The sequence below is a fragment of the Nocardia sp. NPDC050378 genome, from assembly GCF_040655675.1.
In the GTDB taxonomy this organism is placed as follows: Bacteria; Actinomycetota; Actinomycetes; order Mycobacteriales; family Mycobacteriaceae; genus Nocardia; species Nocardia coubleae.
This window is the reverse complement of sequence record NZ_JBFAKI010000004.1, coordinates 290,225-314,408: the sequence shown is the minus strand read 5'-3', so window position 1 is coordinate 314,408 and position 24,184 is coordinate 290,225. Positions and strand designations below refer to the sequence as shown.

The 24,184-nt window shown below is 69.9% G+C and carries 18 protein-coding genes; 11 read left to right on the top strand and 7 right to left on the bottom strand.

The genetic code is table 11. The features are described 5' to 3' along the window. Nucleotides 1–77: 77 nt before the first annotated feature. From AB0I35_RS11630 to AB0I35_RS11615, 4 genes are read left to right on the top strand one after another with little or no spacing between them, the layout of a single operon-like run. Complete coding sequence (locus AB0I35_RS11630; RefSeq protein WP_357395733.1) at nt 78–1,664, top strand: ABC transporter substrate-binding protein; 1,587 nt, start codon at nt 78–80, stop codon at nt 1,662–1,664. After that, nucleotides 1,661–2,620 carry an ABC transporter permease gene (locus AB0I35_RS11625; protein WP_357395732.1) on the top strand — a complete coding sequence of 320 codons (960 nt, stop codon included), beginning with the start codon at nt 1,661–1,663 and terminating at the stop codon, nt 2,618–2,620. Before AB0I35_RS11630 ends, AB0I35_RS11625 begins: the two co-directional genes overlap by 4 nt. Then, a complete protein-coding gene (locus AB0I35_RS11620; RefSeq protein ID WP_357395730.1) occupies nt 2,617–3,462 on the top strand; it encodes an ABC transporter permease in 846 nt (281 codons plus the stop codon). Before AB0I35_RS11625 ends, AB0I35_RS11620 begins: the two co-directional genes overlap by 4 nt. Next, nucleotides 3,459–5,360, top strand: a complete 1,902-nt coding sequence (locus AB0I35_RS11615; protein WP_357395729.1) for an ABC transporter ATP-binding protein — start codon at nt 3,459–3,461, stop codon at nt 5,358–5,360. The genes AB0I35_RS11620 and AB0I35_RS11615 overlap by 4 nt, the downstream gene beginning before the upstream one ends. Nucleotides 5,361–5,410: 50 nt before the next feature. Here AB0I35_RS11615 and AB0I35_RS11610 read toward each other — a convergent pair whose 3' ends face one another. The 4 genes from AB0I35_RS11610 to AB0I35_RS11595 all read right to left on the bottom strand — a co-directional run bounded on the left by AB0I35_RS11610 (nt 5,411) and on the right by AB0I35_RS11595 (nt 8,687). Beyond that, a complete protein-coding gene (locus AB0I35_RS11610; RefSeq protein WP_157104805.1) occupies nt 5,411–5,560 on the bottom strand; it encodes a hypothetical protein in 150 nt (49 codons plus the stop codon). 217 nt (nt 5,561–5,777) lie between these two features. Next, nucleotides 5,778–7,514 carry an NTP transferase domain-containing protein gene (locus AB0I35_RS11605; protein ID WP_357395728.1) on the bottom strand — a complete coding sequence of 579 codons (1,737 nt, stop codon included), beginning with the start codon at nt 7,512–7,514 and terminating at the stop codon, nt 5,778–5,780. A 90-nt stretch (nt 7,515–7,604) separates the two neighbouring features. Continuing rightward, a complete protein-coding gene (locus tag AB0I35_RS11600; protein WP_357395727.1) occupies nt 7,605–7,895 on the bottom strand; it encodes an MGMT family protein in 291 nt (96 codons plus the stop codon). A gap of 3 nt (nt 7,896–7,898) precedes the next feature. Continuing rightward, nucleotides 7,899–8,687, bottom strand: a complete 789-nt coding sequence (locus AB0I35_RS11595; protein ID WP_357395726.1) for an alpha/beta hydrolase — start codon at nt 8,685–8,687, stop codon at nt 7,899–7,901. A 114-nt stretch (nt 8,688–8,801) separates the two neighbouring features. On the opposite strand from AB0I35_RS11595, the gene AB0I35_RS11590 reads away from it, so the two are divergent. From AB0I35_RS11590 to nudC, 4 genes are all read left to right on the top strand, one after another. After that, a complete protein-coding gene (locus tag AB0I35_RS11590; protein WP_357395940.1) occupies nt 8,802–12,398 on the top strand; it encodes an ATP-dependent DNA helicase in 3,597 nt (1,198 codons plus the stop codon). Next, nucleotides 12,395–16,060, top strand: coding sequence for a UvrD-helicase domain-containing protein (locus AB0I35_RS11585; protein WP_357395724.1), 3,666 nt, complete (start codon nt 12,395–12,397; stop codon nt 16,058–16,060). The genes AB0I35_RS11590 and AB0I35_RS11585 overlap by 4 nt, the downstream gene beginning before the upstream one ends. Nucleotides 16,061–16,156: 96 nt before the next feature. Then, nucleotides 16,157–17,209, top strand: coding sequence for a potassium channel protein (locus AB0I35_RS11580; RefSeq protein WP_067491584.1), 1,053 nt, complete (start codon nt 16,157–16,159; stop codon nt 17,207–17,209). A 23-nt stretch (nt 17,210–17,232) separates the two neighbouring features. Further along, entirely contained in the window at nt 17,233–18,126 is an 894-nt protein-coding gene (gene nudC, locus AB0I35_RS11575; protein WP_357395723.1) for an NAD(+) diphosphatase, read from the top strand. A gap of 160 nt (nt 18,127–18,286) precedes the next feature. Here nudC and AB0I35_RS11570 read toward each other — a convergent pair whose 3' ends face one another. Further along, complete coding sequence (locus AB0I35_RS11570; protein WP_067637296.1) at nt 18,287–18,517, bottom strand: mycoredoxin; 231 nt, start codon at nt 18,515–18,517, stop codon at nt 18,287–18,289. A gap of 93 nt (nt 18,518–18,610) precedes the next feature. On the opposite strand from AB0I35_RS11570, the gene AB0I35_RS11565 reads away from it, so the two are divergent. From AB0I35_RS11565 to AB0I35_RS11555, 3 genes are all read left to right on the top strand, one after another. Beyond that, nucleotides 18,611–20,764 carry an ATP-dependent DNA helicase UvrD2 gene (locus tag AB0I35_RS11565; protein WP_357395939.1) on the top strand — a complete coding sequence of 718 codons (2,154 nt, stop codon included), beginning with the start codon at nt 18,611–18,613 and terminating at the stop codon, nt 20,762–20,764. Nucleotides 20,765–20,874: 110 nt separating this feature from the next. Then, nucleotides 20,875–21,207, top strand: coding sequence for a hypothetical protein (locus AB0I35_RS11560; protein WP_357395722.1), 333 nt, complete (start codon nt 20,875–20,877; stop codon nt 21,205–21,207). Nucleotides 21,208–21,343: 136 nt separating this feature from the next. Beyond that, nucleotides 21,344–21,670 (top strand): WhiB family transcriptional regulator, encoded by a 327-nt coding sequence (locus AB0I35_RS11555; protein WP_281201970.1) that lies wholly within the window; start codon nt 21,344–21,346, stop codon nt 21,668–21,670. A 148-nt stretch (nt 21,671–21,818) separates the two neighbouring features. On the opposite strand, the gene AB0I35_RS11550 is transcribed toward AB0I35_RS11555, so the two are convergent. Beyond that, nucleotides 21,819–23,171, bottom strand: a complete 1,353-nt coding sequence (locus tag AB0I35_RS11550) for an AarF/UbiB family protein (RefSeq protein ID WP_357395721.1) — start codon at nt 23,169–23,171, stop codon at nt 21,819–21,821. A 46-nt stretch (nt 23,172–23,217) separates the two neighbouring features. After that, on the bottom strand, nt 23,218–24,093 hold the full coding sequence (locus AB0I35_RS11545; protein ID WP_357395720.1) for a TOMM precursor leader peptide-binding protein: 876 nt from the start codon (nt 24,091–24,093) through the stop codon (nt 23,218–23,220). Nucleotides 24,094–24,184 lie beyond the last annotated feature (91 nt).

Sequence of the window (24,184 nt, the reverse complement as noted above, 5' to 3'; positions counted from 1 at the left end):
ATGGCTGGTCACCAGGGTTAGATGCAGCCTGCGCGGAATCGGTGACCGGTGTCGCGCACATTGTTAGCGTCGCTGTCGTGTCAACGAACAATGCATCGCGTGGCGGTATCCATCGCCGAAATTTCCTGCGCACCAGCGGTATCGCTGCCGCGGCCATCTTCGGCGGGGCGGCCCTCGCGGCGTGCACCTCCGCGGTCTCGGAGCGCAAGGCAGGCGGCGACGACGCGACGCCGGTGCGCGGTGGCACCTTGAAAGTCGGCATCCGCGAGGACCTGGTACCCGCCAACCTGCTCACCAATACCGCCGCCACCCCGGTGCTCGTCGGCCTGGTCTACGAATCGCTGATCCGCTACCCGAACGATTCACTCGAACCACAGCCGCTGCTGGCCGAGGCCTGGCAGCTCGCCGCCGACGGCCGGTCGGTGAGTCTCGACCTGCGCGACGACGTGAAATTCCACAGCGGGCGGGTGTTCACGGCGAAGGATGTGGAGTTCTCGATCCGCACCTACGCCGACCCGAAATGGTCGGCGCAGCTACGGTCCACCGCGGCCGCGGTGACCGAATTCGATATCGTCTCGCCCACCCGGATCGTCCTGCGTTTCGCCCATCCGGTGAGCAACATCTTCGATCTGCTCGATACGGTGCCTATTCTCGACAGCGAAACCGCAGACAAACTCGGCACCGGTGAAACCTATATCGGCACCGGGCCGTTCACCTTCGTACAGCGAATTCCGAATTCACAGCTGATCTTCGCCAAGAACACCGGGTACTGGATCCCGGATCGTCCCTACCTCGACCGGGTGGAGGTGTCGATCGTCCCCGATCCGCAGGCCTTGCTGAACGCACTCAAGACCGGTCAGGTCGCCGCTGCGCGCGAACTGAGCTTCCGTGACGCCGAAAACCTGTCCAACAGCGGCGGTTTCAGGGTGCACAATCTCGAGGGCGCCGAACTGCAGACCTATGTGGGGGTCAATGTTTCCGAACCCGCGCTGGCGGATGTGCGGGTGCGGCAGGCCATCGCCTACGCCTTGGACCGCGAACGGATCGTCACCGAGGTCTTTCGCGGTGCGGGCTATCCACTGAATGTGCCGTGGCCGAAGAATTCTCCCGCGTTCGACGAGTCGCTCAATACCAGGTTCAGCCGGGATGTCGGCAAGGCCGAGCAGTTGCTCGCCGAGGTGAACAAGCCGCCGCGCCTGCCGCTGACCTTCCACCCGGGGCACGAGGCGACCGCCCAGATCGTGCAGGCGAACCTGGCCGAGGTCGGCATCGAGGTCGATCTCGATCCGATCGACAATGCCGCCTTCGTGAAACAGCTGACCGGCCAGCAGTTCCGCGGCCTCTGGGTGACCGACCACTCCTGGGCGCAGTTCGTGCCGTCGACCCTCACCGTGAGCGCCTACCCCTTCAACGCCCGCCGCAATGCCTCCCGCTACGAGTCGCCCGCCTACACCGCCGCGGCCGACAGCGCCTGGAAACTGCCGCAGGGCACCGGGCCCGACGCGGTGCGCGCCTTCCGTGCCGTGACGGATCAGCTGCTGGAAGGGTTGTTCCTGATCGAGATCGGTGTGCGTTTCCAGCAGTACTCCACCAGCAACACCGTGCACGGATTCGGCTGGACCAAACGCCGCGAACCCCTGCTCACCGACACGTTCCTGTCATGACGCGCTACCTGCTGCACCGCCTGCCCTCGGCGCTGCTCGTCCTGTTCGGCGCGTCGGTGCTGATCTTCCTGCTGCTACGCCTGGTGCCGGGCGACCCGGCCACCATCCTGGCGGGCAACGACGCGACACCCGAGTCCGTCGCGGCCATCCGGCATCAGCTCGGTCTCGACCAGTCGATTCCGGCGCAATACCTGAGCTGGCTGGGCGATCTGGTCACCCTCGACCTCGGCCGGTCCTACCTCATCGGTGGTCAGATCAGCGACCTGGTCGGTCGTGGGCTCACCAATACCCTCGTGCTCACGGTGACCGCGCTCGTGCTCGCCGTGGTGGTGAGCCTTGCGGTGTCGCTGACGTCGGTGCTGTGGCCGAGTCGCTGGCTGAATACCGTGGTGGCGGCGGCGAATACGATCGCCGTCGCGTTGCCGACGTTCGTGGTGGGACCACTGCTGGTGTTGGTGTTCGCCGTCGCGATCCCCATCCTGCCCTCGGGTGGGGTGCCGCCGGACGGGTTCATCGCCCGGCCGGATATCGCGGTGCAGTATCTGCTGCTGCCCGCGATCTGCCTCGCACTGCCGGTGGCGGCCGCGCTGACCCGGTTCCTCACCGAGTCGTTGCGGACCGAACTCACCGAACCGTATGTGCTCACGGCCCGTTCGCTCGGTGTCGACCACCGCGAGATCGTCACGCGCGGGGCGCTGCGCAACGCACTGCCGACCTCGCTCACCGTGCTCGGCCTGCAGACCGGTCAGCTACTCGGCGGGGCGGTGCTGGTCGAGGCGGCGTTCGTGTGGCCGGGGATCGGTCAGCTCATCGAGCAGGGCATCAGCCGTCGGGACTACCCGGTGGTGCAGGTGCTGTTGCTGCTCGCCGTCGCGGTGTTCGTGGTGATCCAGTTGCTCACCGACCTCGCCCATGCGTGGCTGGACCCGCGGGTCCGGATCGGGGGACGATCATGACTGTCACCACCGCTGAAACATCTGCGAGTACCCAGCGAGCGGCCGCGTTGCGCAGTGGTCAGGGACTGGCCGGTGTTCTGTTGATCACCGTGATCGCGCTCGCCGGTGTGTTCGCCGGGGTACTGAGCCCCTTCGACCCGCTCGCGCAGATCCCGTCCGCCAACCTGCTCGGCCCGAGCGCACAGCACTGGCTCGGCACCGACCACCTCAACCGGGACGTGGCCGCGCGGGTGCTGGCCGGCATCCGCGTCGACCTGCTCATCGTGGCACTCGCGGTGCCGCTGGCCGCGGTGATCGGTTCGCTGATCGGGCTCGCCGCCACCGTGCACCCCTTCGCCGACGTCACCGTGCAGCGCCTGTTCGACCTGGTGCTTGCCTTCCCGTCGCTGATCTTCGCGATCGCCCTCGCCGCGATCACCGGGCCGGGCTGGCATGCGGTGGTGATCGTCATCGTGGCCGCCGAGATCCCGATCTTCGGCCGTCAGATCCGCACCGCCGTGCTCGCGGTGCGTGAACAACCCTTCGTCGAGGCATCCGAGGTGATCGGCGCGGACACCTGGTGGACGCTGCGCAAACACGTGCTGCCCAACGCGGTCGAACCGCTCGTCGTGCAGTTCGCGCTGTCGCTGTCGGTCGCGGTGTTCCTCGAGGGCGCGATGAGCTTCATCGGGATCGGGGTCCAGCCACCGAATCCCTCGCTCGGCTCGCTGATCGGCGAATCCATCGGCAACCTCGACGCCAATCCGTGGATGGCGGTCGGGCCGCTGGTCGTCGTCGCCGGGCTGACGCTCGGGTTTCTGTTGATCGCCCAAGCACTGGGCAACGCGAGGAGATCGGGATGAGTGCCGAGACAGTCACGCGCACCGACGGGTCCGGTGATGTCGTGCTCGACATCACCGATCTGGCCGTCGCCTTCGGGGACAAGACCGTGGTGCACGGGGTGAGCTTCCAGGTGCGGCGCGGGGAGGTCGTCGCGCTGGTCGGCGAATCCGGGTCGGGGAAGTCGCTCACCGCGCGGGCGGCGCTCGGACTGCTGCCGGTGACAGCGCGGGCGCGCGGGTCGGTCACCCTCGCCTCGACCGAGATCGTCGGCGCCGACGAAGCGACCTTGCGCGGCCTGCGCGGTACGCGGGCCGCCATGGTGTTCCAGGAGCCCCAGACCGCGCTCAACCCGGTGCAGAAGATCGGCACCCAGCTCGTGCGGGCGCTGCGCGCGCACGGCGTCACCGACAAGGCAGCGGCCCGTGCCCGCGCGATCGAACTGCTCACCGCCGTCGACATCCCCGAACCCGCCGAACGCCTCGACTGGTACCCGCATCAGCTCTCGGGCGGGCAGAAGCAGCGGGTGGTGATCGCGCTCGCGTTGTCGGGTGAGCCCGATCTGCTCATCGCCGACGAGCCGACGACCGCGCTCGACGTCACCGTGCAAGCCGAAATCCTCGACCTGCTGCACACGTTGCGCCGCGATCGTGGCACCGCGGTGCTGTTCATCACCCACAACCTCGGTGTGGTCGCCGAGATCGCCGACCGGGTGGTGGTGCTGCGGGCCGGACAGGTGGTCGAACAGCAGCCGGTATTCGACCTGTTCGCCGCCCCGGAGGCCGGGTACACCCGCACCTTGCTGGCGTCGGTGCCGCGGTTGCCCGCGCGGTCCTCGCGTGGTGGGTCGGCGGGTGCCGACGGCAGCCGCACAGGTGCGGGCAACGGTGAACCACGGTTTCGGGATGCCGATGTGGTGACTGCGCCGGGCGGTGTGGCGGACGGCCGTGTCTATCCGGCCGATTCCGGTGATGCGACGACCGATGCGGTTCTGCCTGTCGGGGATGATGGTGCGGGTGCGGTCGAGCGCGTGTTGCGGCGGGTGGTGGCGCGAAAACCGGCGGTTGTCGCCGAGAAGGGTGGTCGGACGCCCGAACCGGAGCCCCGCGAGGTATTGCGCATCGACGAGCTGTCGGTGGTGTACCCCGGTCGGCACGGCGGATCCGCGTTCCCCGCGCTGCACGACATCTCGTTGACGCTGAGCCCGCGTGAGGTGCTCGGCATCGTCGGTGAGTCGGGCTCGGGCAAGAGCACGCTGGGCCGGACCGCGCTCGGCCTGGTGCCGGCGAGCTCGGGAACGGTGCGGTTGCAGGGTGTCTCCCTGGCCGGGTTGTCGCGTCGCGAACTGCGCGGGTTGCGCCGCCATGTGGCGCTGGTGCATCAGGATGTGAGCGCCTCGCTCGACCCGCGACGCAGCATCGCCGACGCGATCGGTGAACCGCTCCAGGTGCATCGAGTCGCTTCGGGGGCGCTGCTGCGGTCCAAGGTGGGCGATCTGCTCGAGTCGGTCCGGTTGCCGAGGGACTACGCCCAGCGCAGGCCGGCGGAGTTGTCCGGTGGGCAGCGTCAGCGGGTGGCGTTGGCGCGGGCGCTGGCACTGGCGCCCCGACTGCTGGTGGCCGACGAACCGACCAGTGCGCTCGACGTCTCGGTGCAGGCCCAGGTGCTCGACCTGTTCGCCGATCTGCGCGCCGAATACGGGTTCGCGAGCCTGTTCATCAGTCACGACCTGGCTGTGGTGCATCAGGTCGCCGACCGCGTCCTGGTGCTGCGACAGGGCCGGATCGTGGAAACCGGTGCGGCACGCGCGGTGTTCGCGGCACCAGCGCAGGAATACACCCGCCGCCTGCTCGACGCGGTCCCCGCTCCCGATCCGTCGACGGCTCGCAGGGGACGTGATGCCCTGCCGATCGGGGCCTGACGCGGACGAGCCGCCGGTACCGGTACCGGCGGCTCGTCGAGACGCGTGGATCAGTGGCTGCCGGGGCGGCGCGGCTCGCGCCGATCATCCTGGCCTGCTCGCGTCATCCGCTGCGAGTCCTGCTCCTGCCGCTGCTCCTGCTGCTGGCGGGGCATCTGCTTGGGCATCTTTTTCGGCGTTTTCTTCGACTTCTCAGCCATCTCCACACGGTCCTTTCCGAGGGATGAATACTTCGCCTAATTCGGATGTCCGGCGTAATTCCGCCTTTTTCGAGGCGGGGTACGCCTGACTTGCTCAACGATAGGCATCGAGTCGTCGCAACGGTAGAGTTGAACGATAAATAGCATTCCTACCAGCGGATATTCGGCGTGTCCCGGTATTTCGGCAGCCACCGACGGTAATTCGGGCGACATTGTTTCAACTCGGGAGCGGGAGGAATTCCACGAGGTCGCCGTCTTCGGCCGACGGGCCGACGACGACCAGTCCGTCGCGGTCGACCAGACCGCCCAGGTGGGCGGTGCGGATATTCGGATCACCGATCCAGCCGCCGCCGGGGGCGTAGCGCGCGGGCGTGATGCGGGTGACGGGAGCGGCGATGTCGGCGGCATTGTGCAGCGGGCCGAGGACGGTGCGTGGCGGCGCCGACGCGGTGCGGGCCGCGACGATGGCGGGGGTGAGGGCGAGTAGTACGGCGATAGCGGCGAAGGGGTTACCGGGCAGGCCGAGAACCGTTGGTCCATCGGACAACTCGGCTACTACGGTCGAACCACCCGGGCGCAGTGCGAGTCTCGGGACGACGATGCGGGCACCGGTGCGCGCCAGCGCGGCGCGCAACTGGTCGGCGGCGCCGCCGCCGGTGGCACCGACCACGACCAGCAGATCGAGACCGGTTGTGGCGGTGAGCATGTCGTCGAAACTGTGCGCGGTGTCGCGCAGGTGCACCCGGTCGACCACGCGGACACCGCAGCCGGTGAGCAGGTCGGGCAGGACGGGGCCGATCGAGTCGCGGGTCTGGCCGGTCTGCAGCGGGCCGGTGCTGCGGATCTCGTCACCGGTCATCACTATTCGAGCACGCACGGGCCCACGGACCGATCCCGTTGTCACCTCGACCGAGGCGGCAGCCGAGCGCAGCGCCGCGGTCACCCGGGTGCCCGCCGGGGCGACCAGATCACCGATCCGCAGGTCCTCACCGCTGCGCCGCACATCGCCACGGACCGGGGTGCCGGGCCGCCGTGCCAGATCGTCACCGGTGACGACGGCGAATTCGTCACGCAGCACGGAGGTGGTTCCGTCGGGCACGTGCGCACCGGTCGCGATCCGCACCGCCTCGCCGGGCAACAGCCCGAGCGGCCTTGCGCCACCGGCGAACCCGACATCGCGGCGCAGGCGCCACGGGCCGTCACCGCACACGGCGTAGCCGTCCATGGCCGAGACGTCGAAGCGCGGCAGCGCGCCCGCCGCGACCACCGGTTCGGCCAGGGCGGCGCCGGGTACGTCGGCGAAAGCGGCGTCGTAGGCGATCAACGGGGTGAGCGTGCCGACGATGCGATTCCTGGCTTCGGTGAGGTCGAGGCGGGCGTCGTTGTCGACGGACTCGCGGGCCCGGCGCACCTCCTCCTCGGTGTCGCAGTCGGTCGTGCCCGGCAGTTCGACCAGTGCCGTTTCGGTGGGAATGATCGCCTTCATCGGCTGGTTCACCAGGGCGTCCAGGCCGGCCAGCGCCGCCGTGAGCGCGGTGCGCCGCCACACGCCGACCAGGTACTGCGGGCGCCCCGACGCATCGATGGCGAACACCGCTTCGGCGGTGGATTCGGCTGCGCGGAGCAATAATTCGCGAACGGTATCGCGCGTCAGGAACGGCATGTCGGCCGCGAGCACAACGATCCACGGTGCCGACTCCGGCCCCAGCGCGGCCAGCCCCGTACCGATGGCGGCCACCGGCCCCGACCCCGGCGGTACCTCACGCACCTGTTCGATCCGCGCGTCGAGCTCGGGTCGCGGCGGACCGACGACAACCACCTCACCGCAATCGCTCACCGCCCCGAGCGCCGCCTCGAGCATCGACCGCCCACCGATCACGATCCCGGGCTTGTCGACCCCACCCATCCGGCTGGCCCGCCCACCCGCCAGCACGATCGCATCGGCATCGGTCATGAGACCAGCGAAGTAGTCGACATGTCGGCCATGCTATCCGCGCCACCCCTGCGCCCCCGACCCGATCTGCTCGGTCACGAAGTCGGACCGCTACAGGCGGGCGGTGCGCAGGTCGATGCGGCCGTCGGTGATGGGGACTCCTTCCTCGGCGAGGAGGCGGAGCTGGCGGTTGGCGAGGTGAGGGGAGGGGCGGCCGGAGGCGGGGACGACGCGGTGCCAGGGGAGGTCGGAGGAGTCGGTGCGCATGATCCAGCCGACCGTGCGCGGCGAGGACAGGCCGACGGCGGCGGCGAGGTCGCCGTAGGTGGCGACGCGACCGGATGGGATGGCGGCGACGAGGGCGCGCACCCGCTCCACCTGGTCGTCGGTCGTCGCGGGCACGGTCTAGAGCACCGACGCGATGAGCGCGGCCGTCTCGGCGGGACGGGCCTGCGGGACCATGTGGTCGCAATCCCAGTCGTGAGCGGTGAAATCGGCGAGCTCGGCGGCCAGCGCACCACGGAATTCGGCGGTGACGTACGGCGGCTGCACCTTGGCGGCCTGGACCAGCACCGTCGGCACGTCGGCGGGCGGCAGCACGAACGGGCGGGCCAGCTGACCCCAGTACGAGGTGATCGCCGGCTGGAAGGTGCGCCACCGCACCCGGCCGCCCTCGGCGGGCACCAGGTGCTCGGCGAGCTCGCGCTCGAGTTCGGCCGGGTCGACCTCGTCGGGGCCCCATGCGCTCACCTGTTTGTCCGAACGCGCCTCGTCGACATCGGTGTAGTCGGGCGAGGCCAGGTCGGCGGCGGCCACCTGTTCCATCAGCTTCGGTTCGATCCCGATGGCCGGATCCAGCAGCACCAGCGAGCGCACGAGTTCGCGATGGGTGCGCGCCAGATAGATGCCGACCGCGCCACCGAACGAGTGCCCGACCACGACGACCGGGCCGTCGGTCTCCGCGCGCACGAGTGCGGCCACATCGGCGGCGAGAGTATCGATATCCCACGGCGGCAGCGAGGTGGAACGACCGTGTCCGCGCAGGTCGGGCGCGATCACCCGGGCCTGCGGCAGATGCCGGGTGGCGAGGGTTTCCCACCGGTTGCCGTGGCCGGTGAGGCCGTGCAGGGCGAGGACGACGGGACCGTCGGCGGGGCCGAAACGTTCTACATGAAGCGACGACACGACAGCCATTGTGGCCGGTCGCGCGCTATCGCGCAGCGTGTCCCCCGATGGGGGTGGGCGGGCGTGTCGGTGGGGTCTGTTGCAATAGCCGATGTGGTGCGATCGGATAGCTCGGTGCGACTCGTGCGCCGGACGACGCGAGCGCCCCGGCCGCGGGCCTGGGGCGCGCCTGTTCGCGCGCTGTTCGCCGAACAAGCCCAACCCGCCCCGCCCCGTCCCGGCTGGCTGCCCTGGCAGGTGCTCGGCGGCCCCGGCACGGGCAAGACCTCGCTGCTGGTCGACCTGGTCGCGGCCCGCATCACCGACGGCGCCGACCCGTCCTCGGTCCTCGTCCTCACCCACACCAAACATGCCGCCGCGGCCCTGCGCGACGCCGTCACCCACCGGCTCGGCCCGCACACCGGCATCCCCGGCGCCAGCCGCGAACCCATGGTGCGCACCCTGCACTCCTACGCTTTCTCGGTGCTGCGCCGCCACGCCGAACGGCACGGCAACCCGCCGCCGCGTCTGCTCACCGGTGCCGAACAAGACGCGGTGCTGCGCGAGATGCTGCGCGGCGACCTCGAGGACATCGAGCAGGGCGCGCGCGGACTGTGGCCACCGCGCCTGCAACCCGCGCTCGCCCTCGGCGGGTTCGCCGAACAACTGCGCGACCTGATGTTGCGTGCCACCGAACGCGGGATCGGCCCCGAGGACCTGATGAAACTGGGCCGCGAACACGACAACGACGCGTGGGTGGCGGCGGGCCGGTTCCTGCAACGCTACGAAGAGGCGTCGATGCTGCGCTGGTCGGTCGGTGTGGCCGCGCCGGAAGCCACCGCGCCCGCACTCGACGCGGCCGAACTGGTCGGTGCCGCCCTCGACGCGCTCGCGGGGGACCGCAATCTCCTTGCGGCCGAACGTGATCGGATCCGGTACCTGCTCGTCGACGACGCCCAGCACCTGGATCCGCAGGCCGCGACCCTGGTGCGCGCGATCGGCAGCGGTAGCGCGAGCACTGTTGTCACCGGCGACCCCGACCAGGCCGTCTTCACCTTCCGCGGCGCCGACTCACGGTTCCTCGTCGACCTCGACACAAGCCCGCAGCGTCGAATCATCTTGCGCCACAACCACCGCAGCGGCGCACCGATCCGCCTGGCCACCGCGCGCATCGCCGCCAGGCTGCCGGGTAGCGCGCGTCATCGGGTGCTGCCGGGGCAAGAGTCGAACGATCCCGAGGTGGAACCGGGTGACTCCCGGCTCGACGAGTCGAGCGTGCGGGTTCGGGTGTTGTCGACGCCTGCCAAGGAAGCGGCACTCATCGCGGACCATCTGCGGCGCGCGCATCTCACCGACGGTGTGCCGTGGTCGGACATGGCGGTGATCGTGCGATCGGTGCCGTTGTCGCTTGCCCCGTTGCGGCGGGCGCTGCTGGCCGCCGGGGTGCCGGTGCGCAGGCCGGCTGTGGCCGAACCACTGGCGCGTAGGCGGGGCGCGGCGTGGATGGTGCTCGCGCTGCGGGTGCTGCTGGCCGGTGACCGGTCGCGGCCGGGGTCGCGTCGGGCCGTCGACTCGGTGTTCTCTCCCGAAGACGCCATGGATCTGCTGTCGGGACCGCTCGGTGGGGCCGATCAGATCGCGCTGCGCAGGTTGCGCCGTGGCATCCGCCGCACCGTGCTCGACCTCGAACGCACCGGCGCCCTGGCGGGCGCGCCGCCCGAAGCGGCAGACCAGTTCCTGCTGTGGGACGAACCACCGCCACCACCGGAATGGCCGGAGCCCGAACCGGATCCGGTCGACGACGAGTGGCTGCCCCCGCCGCCGGACCCCGACGACCCGTTGCGCCCGGAGCCGGAACCGGACTGGGATGTCGCCGAACGGCTTCCGGACGACATCGACGTCCTCGATGCCGAAACCATGCCGCCCGCACTGGACGTCGTCGCCACGCCGACGCGCCCGGAACCGGCCGAGGTCCCGCTGATCGACCAGTCCTCGGCCGAGGTGCTGCGCGACCTCATCGTCGGTATCGGTGAGCCCCGCCTGCTCGACGGTCTCACCGAGGTGGAGGCGGCCCCGCTGCAGCGGGTGCTGCGCGCCGTCGACAAGGCCAGGCAGGCCCAAGCGCGCGACAAGGGCCTCGAAGACGTGCTCTGGACTCTGTGGACCAGTTCGCGACTGGAACGCCGCTGGTTCCGGCAGTCCCGGCGCGGCGGCGCGGCCGGTATGCAGGCCGACCGCGACCTCGACGCCGCCGTCGAATTGTTCGACGCCGCAGCGGCCTACGTCGACAGGCTGCCCAAAGCCGGTATCGAGGGTTTCGTGGAATACCTGCTGCACCAGCAGATTCCGCAGCAGGGCAGGCCGTTGACCGCCGAATCGGAGGCCGTCACGCTGCTCAGCGCACACGCGGCGGCGGGCCGGGAATGGGACGTGGTCGCGGTCGCCGCTGTGCAGGAAGGCATCTGGCCCAACCCGCGTGCGCGCGGGACGCTGCTGCACACCGAGGACCTGGTCGACCTGGTGGCCGGAGTCGACCCGGCGGCCAAGACGAACCGGGCGGCCCCGATCCTCGCCGAAGAACGCCGACTGCTGCTCGTCGCGTGCAGCCGGGCTCGGCGCTCGCTGCTGGTGACCGCCGTCGAATCGGTTGCGGGAGACCAGGATCTGGTGCCGTCGCGGTTCCTCACCGAACTGCTCGGCGACGACGACACCGGCGAACCGGGCGCCCTGCCCGTCGCCGATCCCGGCCGTGCGCTGGTGATGCACGCGCTGGTCGCCGAATTGCGCGGTGTGGTCTGCGATCCCGGCGCCGACCCGCAGCGCCGCGACCGCGCGGCCCGGCAGCTGGCTCGCCTCGCCGACGCGGGGGTGCCGGGGACCGACCCCGACGACTGGTACGGCACCGCGGCCTTGAGCAGCGAACGCGAACTGTGGGACGACGACGATTCACCCATCGGGCTGTCCCCGTCGACGGTCGAACTGCTGCGCACCTGCCCGCTGCGCTGGGCGCTGGAACGCCACGGCGGCACCGACGGCGACAACCCGCACGCCGTGAAGGGCAACCTCGTACACACCCTGGTGCAGGCACTGGCGGGCAACGTGCCCGAACACCAGGTGCGCGCCGCCCTCGACCAGGCGTGGAAGGTGATCGACCCGGCCACCGGCTGGCACTCCCGCCAGGAACTGCGCCGCACCGAGGCCATGCTCGAGACCTTCCTGGCCTGGGTGCGCACCACCCGCGGCGAACTCACCCAGGCCGGGGTCGAGGTGCCGGTGGACTGCGTACTGCCGCCGCGCGCCGAAGGCGAACGGCCCGTGCGTATCCGGGGCCGGGTCGACCGGCTCGAACGCGACGCGCAGGGCCGGTTCGTGATCGTCGATGTGAAGACGGGCAAGACACCGATCAGCGCGAAGACCGTCGCCGACCACGCCCAGCTGGCCACCTACCAGGTCGCCGCCGCCCACGGTGCGCTCGACGAGGAGGACACCGAACCCGGTGAGCCGGGCGGTGCGCGCCTGGTCTACGTCGCCAAACCCCACAACAAGACCGGCGCGACCGAACGCACCCAGGACCCCCTCGACGCCGAGGGACTCGAGCAGTGGCGAACCACCATTCACGACGCCGCCGCGGCCACCCGCGGCCCCGGCTACCTCGCGGTGCGCAACGACGGATGCAGGCACTGCCCGGTCGGCGGCAGCTGCCCCGTCCGTGACACCGGACGGCAGGTGACCGACGAGTGAGCGGCGTGCGCGTCACCCCGCAGCGGCTGGCCGACGCGCTCGGCCTGCCACCACCGACCGACGAACAGGCGGCCGTCATCGCGGCGCCGCCCGGTCCGACGCTGGTGGTCGCGGGCGCGGGCGCGGGCAAGACCGAGACGATGGCCGCGCGCGTGGTGTGGATGGTCGCCAATCAGCTCGTCGCCCCCGACGAGGTGCTCGGCCTCACCTTCACCCGAAAAGCCGCACAGCAGTTGACCTCGCGCATCCGTACCCGCCTGGCCCGGCTGGCCGGTGCACCGCTGGTGCGCGAGATCGATCCCAGTGGTGCGCTGCGCACCGTCATCGCGGGCGCCGAACCGGAGATCAGCACCTACCACTCGTACGCGGGCAGGCTGCTCACCGCACACGGTCTGCTGCTGCCGGTGGAACCCTCGGCCGCGCTGCTCACCCAGACGCAGCTGTGGCAGCTCGCCCATGAGGTGGTCCGCTCCTGGGACGGCGATCTCGACACCGACCGCACCCCTGTCTCGGTCACCGAGGCGGTGCTGGCGCTGTCCGGGCAGCTCGCCGAACACCTGGTGGAGCCGGAGGAACTCGCCGAAGCGCACGCCGAACTGGAAAAACTCGTCTACACCCTGCCCGCCGGACCGCGTCAGCGCGGCGGCCCGAGCCAGAAACTCCAGGACGTGGTCAACGCTCAGCGCGAACGCGTCGCCTTGCTCCCGCTGGTCCGCCAACTCGCGGAAGCGCTCGACCGCCGCGGCGCCCTCGACTTCGGCTCCCAGATGTCGCTGGCCGCCCGCCTGGCCGTCGACCACCCCGAGGTCGCCGCCGCCGAACGCGCGCGCTTCAAATTGGTGCTGCTCGACGAGTACCAGGACACCGGCCACGCCCAGCGAGTCCTGCTGTCGGCCTTGTTCGGCAATGCCAGGGCGGTACAACAGAATCGGCGTAGCGAGCCGGTGCGGGTGCGCGCGGTGGCCACGTCCGACCACGCCACGCTGTGGTCCGACGACCCAGCCCCCGGTGAAATCGCGCCCGCTGTGCGTGGGGCCGGCAGCCCCGGCCTCCACGGTGGTGCGCGCGATGGCGTCGGTGATGGTCGGCGTGGTGAGGGAGGCGGCGGTCGTCACGGCGATTCGCCGAGCTCCGGCTTGCCCGGCGGGGGCAGCCCTGGTGCGTCCGGGGACGGAAGTAGATCCGGGGAAGCAGGTTCCGGTGCGCTCGCCGTGACGGCGGTGGGTGATCCGATGCAGTCGATCTACGGGTGGCGTGGTGCCTCGGCGGCGAACCTGCCCCGGTTCGCGACGGATTTCCCTGTCGGCGACGGGCTTCCGGCACCGATTCTGCCGTTGCTCACCAGTTGGCGGAATCCGCCCGAAGCGCTGGCGTTGGCCAACCTCGTGGCCGACCCGTTGCGGTCGCGAGCGCGCGCGGCCGGGGGTGCGACCGTGGATGCCCTGCGTGCCAAGCCCGACGCACATGCGGGCACTGTCGAACTCGCGCTCACGGAAACTGTTGCTCAGGAACGGGATTGGATCGCCGAGCGGATCGCCCGCGAGTGGGTCCAGGCGCGGGAACAGGACAGACCGCCGCCTACCTCGGCGGTACTCATCCGGCGCAACGCGGACGCCGCGCCGCTGGCCGAAGCTCTGCGCGAACAGGGCCTTCCTGTCGAAATCGTCGGACTCGGTGGTCTTTTGGCGACCCCCGAGGTGGCCGACATCGTCGCCACCCTGCGGCTGATCGCCGAACCGGGCACCGGGAGCGCGGCGGTGCGCATCCTCACCGGCGCGCGCTGGCGCATCGGTGTCGCCGACCTGGCCGCCCTGGCCAAGCGGGCTCGGATGCTGTCGATCGGGAGCCTGTCCGGCGATGCCTCCACCGCCATCACCGACGCGACCGGCCTGGCGTCCGCCCTGCGTCAGGTGGCCCCGGAACCCACCGAACGCGCGGGCCTGGCCGACGCCATCGCCGATCCCGGTCCGGCGGAGAACTATTCGGAGGCGGGTTACGCGCGCATCCTCGCCCTCGGTGAGGAACTGGCGGCCCTACGTGAACGCAGCGGGCAGCCGCTGGTCGAACTGGTCGCCGACGTCGAGCGGACGATCGGCGTCGGTGTGGAGACCCAGACCCGCCGAGCCATCGCGGGCGGGGGCGCGGGCCGTGAGCACCTGGATGCCTTCGCCGAGGTGGTCGCGGGCTACGCCGCCGACTCGCGCGCCTCGCTCAGCGGGCTGCTCGCCTTCTTCACCGCCGCCGAATCCGTCGAAAACGGTTTGGAGCCGGGCGAAGTGGAGGTCGCCCGCGATCGCGTGCAGGTACTCACGGTGCACGCCGCCAAGGGCCTCGAATGGGAAATCGTCGCGGTGCCGCACGTGAGCGCCTCGGTGTTCCCCTCCACCACCGCACTGAGCACCTGGCTCGGCGCCCTCACCGAACTCCCCACCACCCTGCGCGGCGATCGCGCCCAACCCGACGCCACCGAAGGTGTTCCGGTTCTCGACCTGAGCGGGGTCGGTGACCGCGCCGAACTCGAACAGGCCATCGCCGAACACCGCGACGCGCTCAAGAGCCGCCGCCTCGACGAAGAGCGCCGACTGTTCTATGTCGCCCTCACCAGAACCGAACGGGTACTGCTGGTTTCGGCCTACTACTGGCCCGAAACCGGCACCTCCCAGAAGGGGCCGTCGGAGTTCCTGCTCGAACTCAAAGAGGCCAACGAAGACCCCGGCAGCCCCGCCTACGGCGTCGCGACTGTCGCCCGCTGGGACGACAAACCACCGGCCGACGCCGTCAACCCCTTCGCCGACAACCCGCCGACCGCCCAGTGGCCGCGCGACCCCCTCGGCGACCGCCGCGACCCCATCGAACAGGGCGCCACCCTCGTCCGCGCAGCCCTCGACCAGTTGCGCGGCACACCAACCGAATCCGCGCCCGAGGACGACGATCCCGAAGGCTGGGCCAACGACGTCGACGCCCTGCTCGCCGAGTTCACCGCCGCCGAACTCGCCGAACAACAGGTGGAACTGCCCGGCCAGCTCCCCGCCACCGCCCTGGTCGAGCTGCGCGCCGACCCCGCCCGCCTGGCCGCCCGCCTACGCCGCCCCCTGCCCTATCCACCGAACCCGATGGCCCGGCGCGGCACCGCCTTCCACGCCTGGGTGCAGTCCTGGTACAGCACCGACCAGTTGCTCGGCCTCGACGAACTACCCGGCGCCGCCGACACCGCAGGCCGCGCCGATCAGGAACTCGCCACCATGCAGGCCGCCTTCCGTCGCTCACCCTGGGCGCACCGCAACCCCATCGACGTGGAGGTGCCGTTCGAAACCAGCATCGCTGGCACAGTCATCCGCGGCCGGATGGACGCCGTCTTCGCCGAACCCGGCGACCGCTGGATCGTCGTCGACTGGAAGACCGGCGCCGAACCCGGCCCCGCCGACGAACCAGCCGTCGCCATGCAGCTCGCCGTCTACCGCCTGGCCTGGGCCCGCTTGATGGCCGCCCGCACCGGCGAAGCCGAGGACGCGATCCTCCAACGAGTCGGCGCCGCCTTCCATTACGTGCGCTCCGGCCGCACCATCGCCCCCACCGACCTGGCAGGCCCGGACGAGCTGGCCCGTCTCATCCACGACGCCGCCCCGGAAAACAAGGACACCGAACAGCAAGACCCCCACTGAGCCGATACTCTTCCCGCGAAGAGGAAACCACGACCGGTGGAGGCGGCGTTCAGCGCCGAGACCCGCGGCGCCAGCCGCCAAAAAAGGAGCGCGACGATGTTCGACAAGCGCCGCCCGCTCGGGCTGAGTAGCAGTCCCGACTACGCGCTGGTCGGTTTGTTGCGCATCCCGGTCGAGCAGATCAGTCCCTGGACCTCGCTCACCCGCCGCGTCCTCTTCGCGATCCTGCTGCTGTTCACCGCCGCGGGCGTGGTGTATCTGGGCCGCCACGGCTACCGCGACAACTCCGGTGACGAGTTGTCGTTCCTCGATGCGATGTATTACGCCACGGTGTCGCTGTCGACCACCGGATACGGCGATATCGCCCCGATCACCCCGTCGGCGCGGCTGGTGAACATCATCGTCATCACACCCCTGCGTGTCCTGTTCCTGATCGTGCTGGTCGGCACCACGCTCAGCGTGCTCACCGAGCGGTCCCGGCAGGCGTTCAAGATTCAGCGATGGAGGCACACCGTGCGCAATCACACCGTTGTCGTCGGTTACGGCACCAAGGGACGCACCGCGATCGATGCCATGCTCGGCGACGGTGTGCAGGCGTCCGACATCGTCGTCGTCGACACCGATCCGATCGCGCTGGAGGCGGCGGCGGGTGCGGGTCTGGTCACCGTGCACGGTTCGGCGACCAAGTCCGATGTGCTGCGCCTGACGGGCGTGCAGCGGGCGTCGTCGGTGATCGTGGCGACCAATCGCGACGACACCGCGGTGCTGGTCACCCTCACCGCCCGCGAACTGAACAAGACCGCCAAGATCTGTGTCGCCATCCGTGAGGCCGAGAACACCCACCTCGTGCGCCAGTCCGGCGCCGATTCGGTGGTCGTGTCGTCGGAGACGGCGGGCCGGTTGCTCGGGATCGCCACCACCACCCCGACGGTCGTGGAGATGATGGAGGACCTGCTCACCCCGGAGGAGGGTTTCGCCGTGGCCGAGCGTGAAGTGGAGCCGAGCGAGGTCGGTGGGTCGCCGCGTCATCTGTCCGACATCGTGCTCGGTGTCGTGCGGGACGGTCAGCTGATCCGCGTCGGCGAGCCGGAGGTCGACGCGCTCGACGCGGGCGACAAGCTGCTCTACATCCGCAACGGCGGCAAATAGCGGCAGGGGCTAGGCTCGGCGATGTGTCGTTCCGGCTGAAAAACGTTCCGCTGCTGTCGCGTTCCACCATCGATCGGGCCGAGCACGTGCGGGTCGATCCCGCCGCGCTGCGCGAGGGGTGGGGTAAGGCCAAGGTGTTGCGCGTCGATCCGCGCGGACGGGTGCGGGTGAACGGCGGCACCGTGGTCCTCGACGCGGCGGCCACCTTCGGTGACCTGCCCGAGGATCGAGCGGTGTTCCTCGGCGTCGCCGAGGGGGCGCACCTGTGGGCAGTGCGGGAACCGGAACTCGAGGGCACCCTGAAAGATCTGCGCACGCTGGCCGCGGTGGACGACTTCACCGCCGAACTGCTGTCCACGGCTTACGCCCTGCTCAACTGGCACGACCGTGCCGGTTTCCATGGCGGCGACGGCGCCTCCACCACCCTCTCGCGTGGCGGCTGGTCCCGGCTCACCAGCGCGGGCGACGAGGAGTTCCCACGCATCGACCCCGCCGTGATCGTCCTGGTCCACGACGGTGCCGACCGTGTTCTGCTCGCCCGTCAGCACAGCTGGCCGCCCGCGATGTTCTCGCTGCTCGCCGGTTTCGTCGAGGCCGGCGAATCACTCGAGCGCTGCGTGGAACGAGAGGTCCGCGAGGAGGTCGGGGTGGACCTGCGCGACATCCACTACCTTGGCAGCCAGCCGTGGCCGTTCCCACGCTCGCTGATGGTCGGTTTCGCCGCCGTCGGCGATCCCGCGCAGGAACTCGCCTTCTCCGACGGTGAGATCGAAGAAGCGCACTGGTTCACCCGCGACGAGGTCCGTGCCGCCTTGAACCTGGGCGACTGGTCCACCCGCGACACGAACGCCCGTCTCTTGGTCCCCGGCTCCATCTCTATAGCCAGAACCATCATCGAATCCTGGGCTGAGTCCTAGGAGCGCTGGCGCGCTCGAGTTCGCGGCCCCGCCGGTCCCGACGATCAGGCACCGTGGCTTGCTCCTTCGTCGCCTACGCCACGGCACCTGATCGTCGGGACGGCCGCGAACCGCCGCTGCGCGGCGAACCCTCCTCGAGGTCGGGTCGTGGTGGTCCAGATCAGGACTGCGCGGCGAGGGCCTGCTTCACCTGGGCGAGCGTGGGGTTGGTCGCCGTGGAACCGTCGCGGTACTTCACTGTCGGGACGACGTGGTTGCCGTTGTTGACGCTGCCGACGAAATCGGCCGAGGCGGGATCCTCTTCGATGTCGATCACCGTGTAGGTGATGCCCGCCTCGTCGAGCTGGGTCTTGAGGCGGCGGCAGTAGCCGCACCAGGTGGTGGAGTACATCGTCAGGTCAGGGGTTGTTTCGCTCACGCGATGTGCAACGTCTCGACCGGCCCTGGTGTTCCGGCCGGGTTCTTGTCGGCGGGCGCTGTCATGATGGTGGCCGTGTCAGCACTCGATCTCGCCGCCCTCGACCCGGAACAGGCCGCCGCGGTGCGGGCACCGAGGGGACCGGTGTGTGTGCTCGCGGGGGCGGGTACCGGCAAGACCAGGACCATCACCCACCGCATCGCGCACCTGATCGCGGGCGGTCATGTGAAGGCCGACCAGGTCCTGGCGGTGACGTTCACCGCGCGTGCCGCGGGCGAGATGCGCGGCAGGTTGCGGGCGATGGGCCTCGGCGGTGACGCCGGGCAGGTGCAGGCACGTACCTTCCACGCGGCGGCGCTGCGGCAGCTGCGGTACTTCTGGCCGCAGGTCGTGGGCGATGTGCCGTGGCGGTTGCTCGACAGCAAGTTCCCCGTGGTCGCACAGGCGGCCAACCGGGCGGGGCTGGGCAGCTCGACCGAACTGATCCGCGACCTGCTCAGCGAGATCGAGTGGGCCAAGGCCTCGCTGATCGCCCCGGAGGACTATCCGGCGGCCGCCGCGAAGTACCACCGCGACGCCCCCGTCGAGGTCACCCGGGTGGCCCAGGTCTACGCCGGGTACGAGTCGGCGAAAACCTCCGCCGACGGCCTGTTGCTCGACTTCGACGACCTGCTGCTGCACACCGCCGCAGCGCTGGAGGACTATCCGGCTGTCGCCGACGAATTCCGTGGCCGGTACCGCAGTTTCGTCGTCGACGAGTACCAGGACGTCACGCCGCTGCAGCAGCGGGTGCTCGACGCCTGGCTCGGCGAGCGCGACGACCTCACCGTCGTCGGCGACGCCAACCAGACCATCTACTCCTTCACCGGCGCCACCCCCAACTACCTGCTCGACTTCTCCCGCCGCTTCCCCGACGCCACCGTGATCCGGCTCGAACGCGACTATCGCTCGACCCCGCAGGTGGTGTCGCTGGCCAACCGGGTGATCGGGGCCGCGCGCGGCCGCATCGCGGGCACCCGGCTGGCGCTCGTCGGCCAGCGTCCCGACGGCCCGGAACCCGAATTCGCCGAGTACCCCGACGTGCCCGCCGAGGCCGCGGCCGTCGCGGGCAAGATCAAGAAGCTGATCGCCGCGGGCACACCGGCGGCCGAGATCGCGGTGCTCTACCGGATCAACGCCCAGTCCGAACCGTTCGAGCAGGCGCTCAACGAGCGCGGTATCTCGTTCCAGGTGCGCGGCGGAGAAGGGTTCTTCCAGCGCCAAGAGGTGCGCCAGGCCGTGCAGAAGCTGCGCCAGGCCGATACCCGCGACGATCTGCCCGACGAGGCGCGCAGCGGGGGCGGACTCATCACGCTGGTTCGCGCCGAGCTGGCCTCGGTCGGGCTCACCGCCGAGGAGCCGGCGGGTGCCCAGGCCAAGGAACGCTGGTCCGCGCTGCTCGCGCTGGTGCAGCTCACCGAGGAACTCGTCGGCCACGACCCCGAGATCGACCTCACCGGTCTGCTTCGCGAGCTCGCCACCCGCGCCGAGGCCAAGCACCCGCCGACCGTCGAAGGCGTCACGCTGGCGTCGCTGCATGCCGCCAAGGGCCTGGAGTGGGATGCGGTGTTCCTCGTCGGCGTCAGCGACGGCACGCTCCCGATCCAGCACGTGCTCGGCGACGACGGCAGCCCGTCCGACCAGGCGGGCCTGGAAGAGGAACGCCGGCTGCTCTACGTGGGCGTCACCCGCGCGCGCGAACACCTCACCGTCTCGTGGTCGCTGGCCCGCGCCGAGGGCGGCCGGCGGGTGCGCAGGCGCTCGCGGTTCCTCAACGGTCTCGTTCCCGACGACTCGCCCGCCTCGCGCATCGCCGCGACGGCCACGGGCCCCAAGGACGCCGACGGCAAACGCCCACTTTGCCGGGTCTGCGCGAAACCGCTGATCGGCACCTACGCCTCCATGCTCGGCCGCTGCCGGCGCTGCCCGGCCGAACTCGACGCCGAATTGCTCGCGGCCCTGCAGGAGTGGCGCGCGGAGAAGGCGGAGGTCCTGCGCGTTCGCGATTTCGTGGTGTTCACCGACACCACCCTCACCGCCATCGCCGAACAGCTCCCCGCCGACGACAAAGGGCTGGCGGCCATCGCGGGCATCGGTCCGAAGAAGATCGAGCAGTACGGCGCCGACGTGCTCGCGATCGTCGCGTCGCGAATGCGGGCGAAGACACAAAACCCCAGGTAGAAAATAGGTTGTCCGCTTATCGATCTTTGCCTATGGTGGACAGCACGCACCGAGAGTGATCTCGGCGCGCGGAAACTATCAGCACACGAGTTCAGGAGGGAGGCAGTCAGATGAACAGCAACACCGCATTCGTCGCGATGGGCAATCGCGACCTGGTGAACGAATTCATGGTGTCCGCCTCCCGGGGGGTCCTCGCTCTGCAGGGGACCGGTCTGTCCGGCGTCGATACCCAAGCTGTCCCGATGACTGTCATGCATCAGGACAGCCCTGTTCGTCTCCAGGACAAGCCCATTGTGGGTTGGCGGCCGACCGCCGTTCCGGCATCGGCAGACACGTTCGCCGATGAGGCCGGATACGCACCGGCAATCTTCGGCGGCGCAACCCGCCTCCGCGTCCACCCAGCGACCGTGCTCAGGTCTCGACACAGATGTCGAACTAGGTAGGAACTCCTCCCTAGACCTCCTGGCCACGGATCGCGAGAAGCGAAATCCGTGGCCATTGTTTTCGGCTCCTCAGCCGCAGGCTCCGGGTTCGCACACCGAACACCACGACCGCTGCAACGAGCTGAAGGAGAACGACGTGTTCACCGCCCAGGACTGGCCGACGGCCACTACTGACGTGACATGCCGAACCGTGGCGCAGACCCCTCGCGTCCGTGAGGTCACCACCAAGACCCTGCCCTGCCGGGCCGGAAACCCCGATCTGTGGTTCGCCGAGAGCCCCACCGATCTCGAGCAGGCCAAGCAGCTGTGCGCCTCCTGCCCGATCCGTAAGGGCTGCCTGACGGCGGCCATCGACCGCGGCGAGCCGTGGGGTGTCTGGGGCGGTGAGATCTTCGACCAGGGTGTCGTGATCGCCCGCAAGCGCCCGCGCGGTCGCCCGCGCAAGGTCGCGATCTCGGCATGAGCGGTCAGCGGCCGGAGGCGGAAGCGCAGTGTAACCACGTAGGCCGCCCGAGCATGCCGAATGAACACCGCATGAACCCCGGAGAAGGGTTGTACCGCAAGCGAACCGCTCACCGTGCGTCGGTGGGCGGTTCGTTTGTTCTGTGCGGCTAGGAGGCTTGTTCGGCAGGGAAGCCGGGCACCCAGGTGCGGACCAGCCGCATGAAACCCAGTTCCGCGTCGAGCTGGGCGAGGATGCCGACGGAGCCGCCGAGCACCCGGAAGACCATCACATATTCCGCCGGGAGTTGCAGCGCCCGAGCGGTTTTCATCTCCGGACTGGAGAATTCCGATGCCTTGCCCGCGACCCGCTGCATCCAGGCCCTGGTGAAATGGAAGGTGTCGGTGCGGATCGGGTCGCTGAACGGGCGCAGGTAGGCCTCGATCTCCTCGTGCGTGACCTTGCGACCCGGAATGACCCAGCCGTGCTCGTAGAGCAGCCGGGTGAGGGCTTCGTGGTCCTCGGCGACAGCCAGCGCCAGCATCTCGCCGAGGATGCGGGGGAAGCCGCCGGGCATCGGCGCGCAGGCACCGAAGTCGAGAACCGCCAGCTTGCCGTCGGGGCGTACGAGGAAGTTGCCCGGATGGGGGTCGCCGTGCAGCAGACCGGCCAGCTCGGGGGAGGAGAAGTGGAAGGTGCCCATCAGCTCGGCGATCCGATTGCGTTGCGCGCGCGTGCCTTCCGGGTCCTCGGCGCCCGCCTTGATCAGTGCTGAGACCGGTGTGCCGTCCAGCCATTCGGTGACGATCACCTTCGGCGCACCCGCCACGACCTTGGGGACCACGATGTGCGGGTGCCCGTCGAAGGCGGCGGCGAAGCGGCGCTGATTGGCCGCCTCGATCCGATAGTCGAGCTCTTCCTCGGTGCGTTCGGTGATCTCGGCGAGCAGCGGCTTCACGTCCGCGCCGGGGATCACCGACGCCAGCAGACCCGACATCCGCGACAGGGTCTTCAGGTCGGCGCGTAGCGCCTCGTCGGCACCGGGGTACTGCACCTTCACCGCCACCGCGCGGCCGTCCGACCACACCGCCCGGTGCACCTGGCCGATGCTGGCCGATGCGGCGGGGGTGTCGTCGAAGGACTGGAAACGATCCCGCCACTTGGTGCCGAGCTGCTGGTCCAGGACCCGGTGCACCGTTTCGATCGGCATCGGCGGTGCGGCGGCCTGCAGCTTGGTGAGGGCCTCGCGATAGTGCTCGCCGAATTCCTCCGGCACGGCGGCTTCCATCACGCTCAGGGCCTGGCCGAACTTCATCGCGCCGCCCTTGAGTTCACCGAGCACGGTGAACAACTGCTCGGCGGCCTTCTGGTTCAATCCGGCGTTGATCTGCTGCTTGTCACCCCCGACGAGCTTCTTGCCGAACCCGACGGCGGCTCGCCCCGCGATGCCGAGCGGAATTTTGGCCAACTTGGCATTGCGGCTGGAGCTGCGGCGCACGATCTCGGACACGCTACCCATCATGGCCGAACCTGCGGCCGCTGTGCCATGGGAATGCTCACACCGGCGATCATCGGGCCACTTCCGCACGATGACCGGCCAGTGTCCGGCAGCCGCACTCCGGGTGCGGTGGCCACGGCCTGCGGTGCAGTTCGTGCGAATCGAGGTCGAGTTCCATGGTGGCGTCCAGGGTCGCGGGTCGTCGTCGCGGTGAGCATTCGACGATGGCTTCCAGCTCGCCGAGCGCCAGTGCGGTGGTCGCCGCCACGCCGGCGGGGGAGGCGTGGCCGGTGCGGCCGAGCAGTTGCGCCGCCAGGTGCGGCCAGTCGTGGTCGAGGCCCGCGCGGGTGAGGTCGGCACACCGCAGGCAGCTGGTCTGACCGGGCAGGACGAGCGGACCGACGACGCCGATACCGTCGCGCACCCGCACCTGCAGGTGCGGCACCCGGCGCAACACCAGGTCGACCGACAGGCGCGGGTCGATCATCAGCGCGTCGGTGAGTACCACCAGATCGCAACCAGGGGCACCGACCACCACCTCGGGGCGGAACGTGCGCGATCGAGAGGGTCGGAAACCCATGCGGCGCAACCCGATCGTCACCGCGTCCGACAGCGGGCCGAGCCCGTGCACGGTGATCGACCGGATCTTGGCCTGTTTGCGCTCGGGTTGCAGCAGCAGCCCCGCCCGGTCGATCGCGGTGAGCAATGCGACGGTGCGATCGGGCGAGATACCGAATTCTCCGGCACGCCAGATGATCTGCGGCCGCGACTGCAGACCGTCGAGCAGCCGGAGGAAGGCGAGCACCGTGCCGGTGTCGAGCTCGGTGGTCTCGAGGACGAGCGCGCGTTCGGGGTCCCAGCCCAGTTGCACCGTGCCCGAGGGCCGGACCAGGGTGGTCACCCTCGGGTGCAGCATCGGGCCGCGCAGTGGTGTTGTGGTCGTCATGCCAGAAGTATCGGCATCGCCTCACCTGCGACCACGGCTCGAAAGCCAAGTTATCCACAGGTTTTGGGCGTGTCGTTTCGGCGATCTCGCC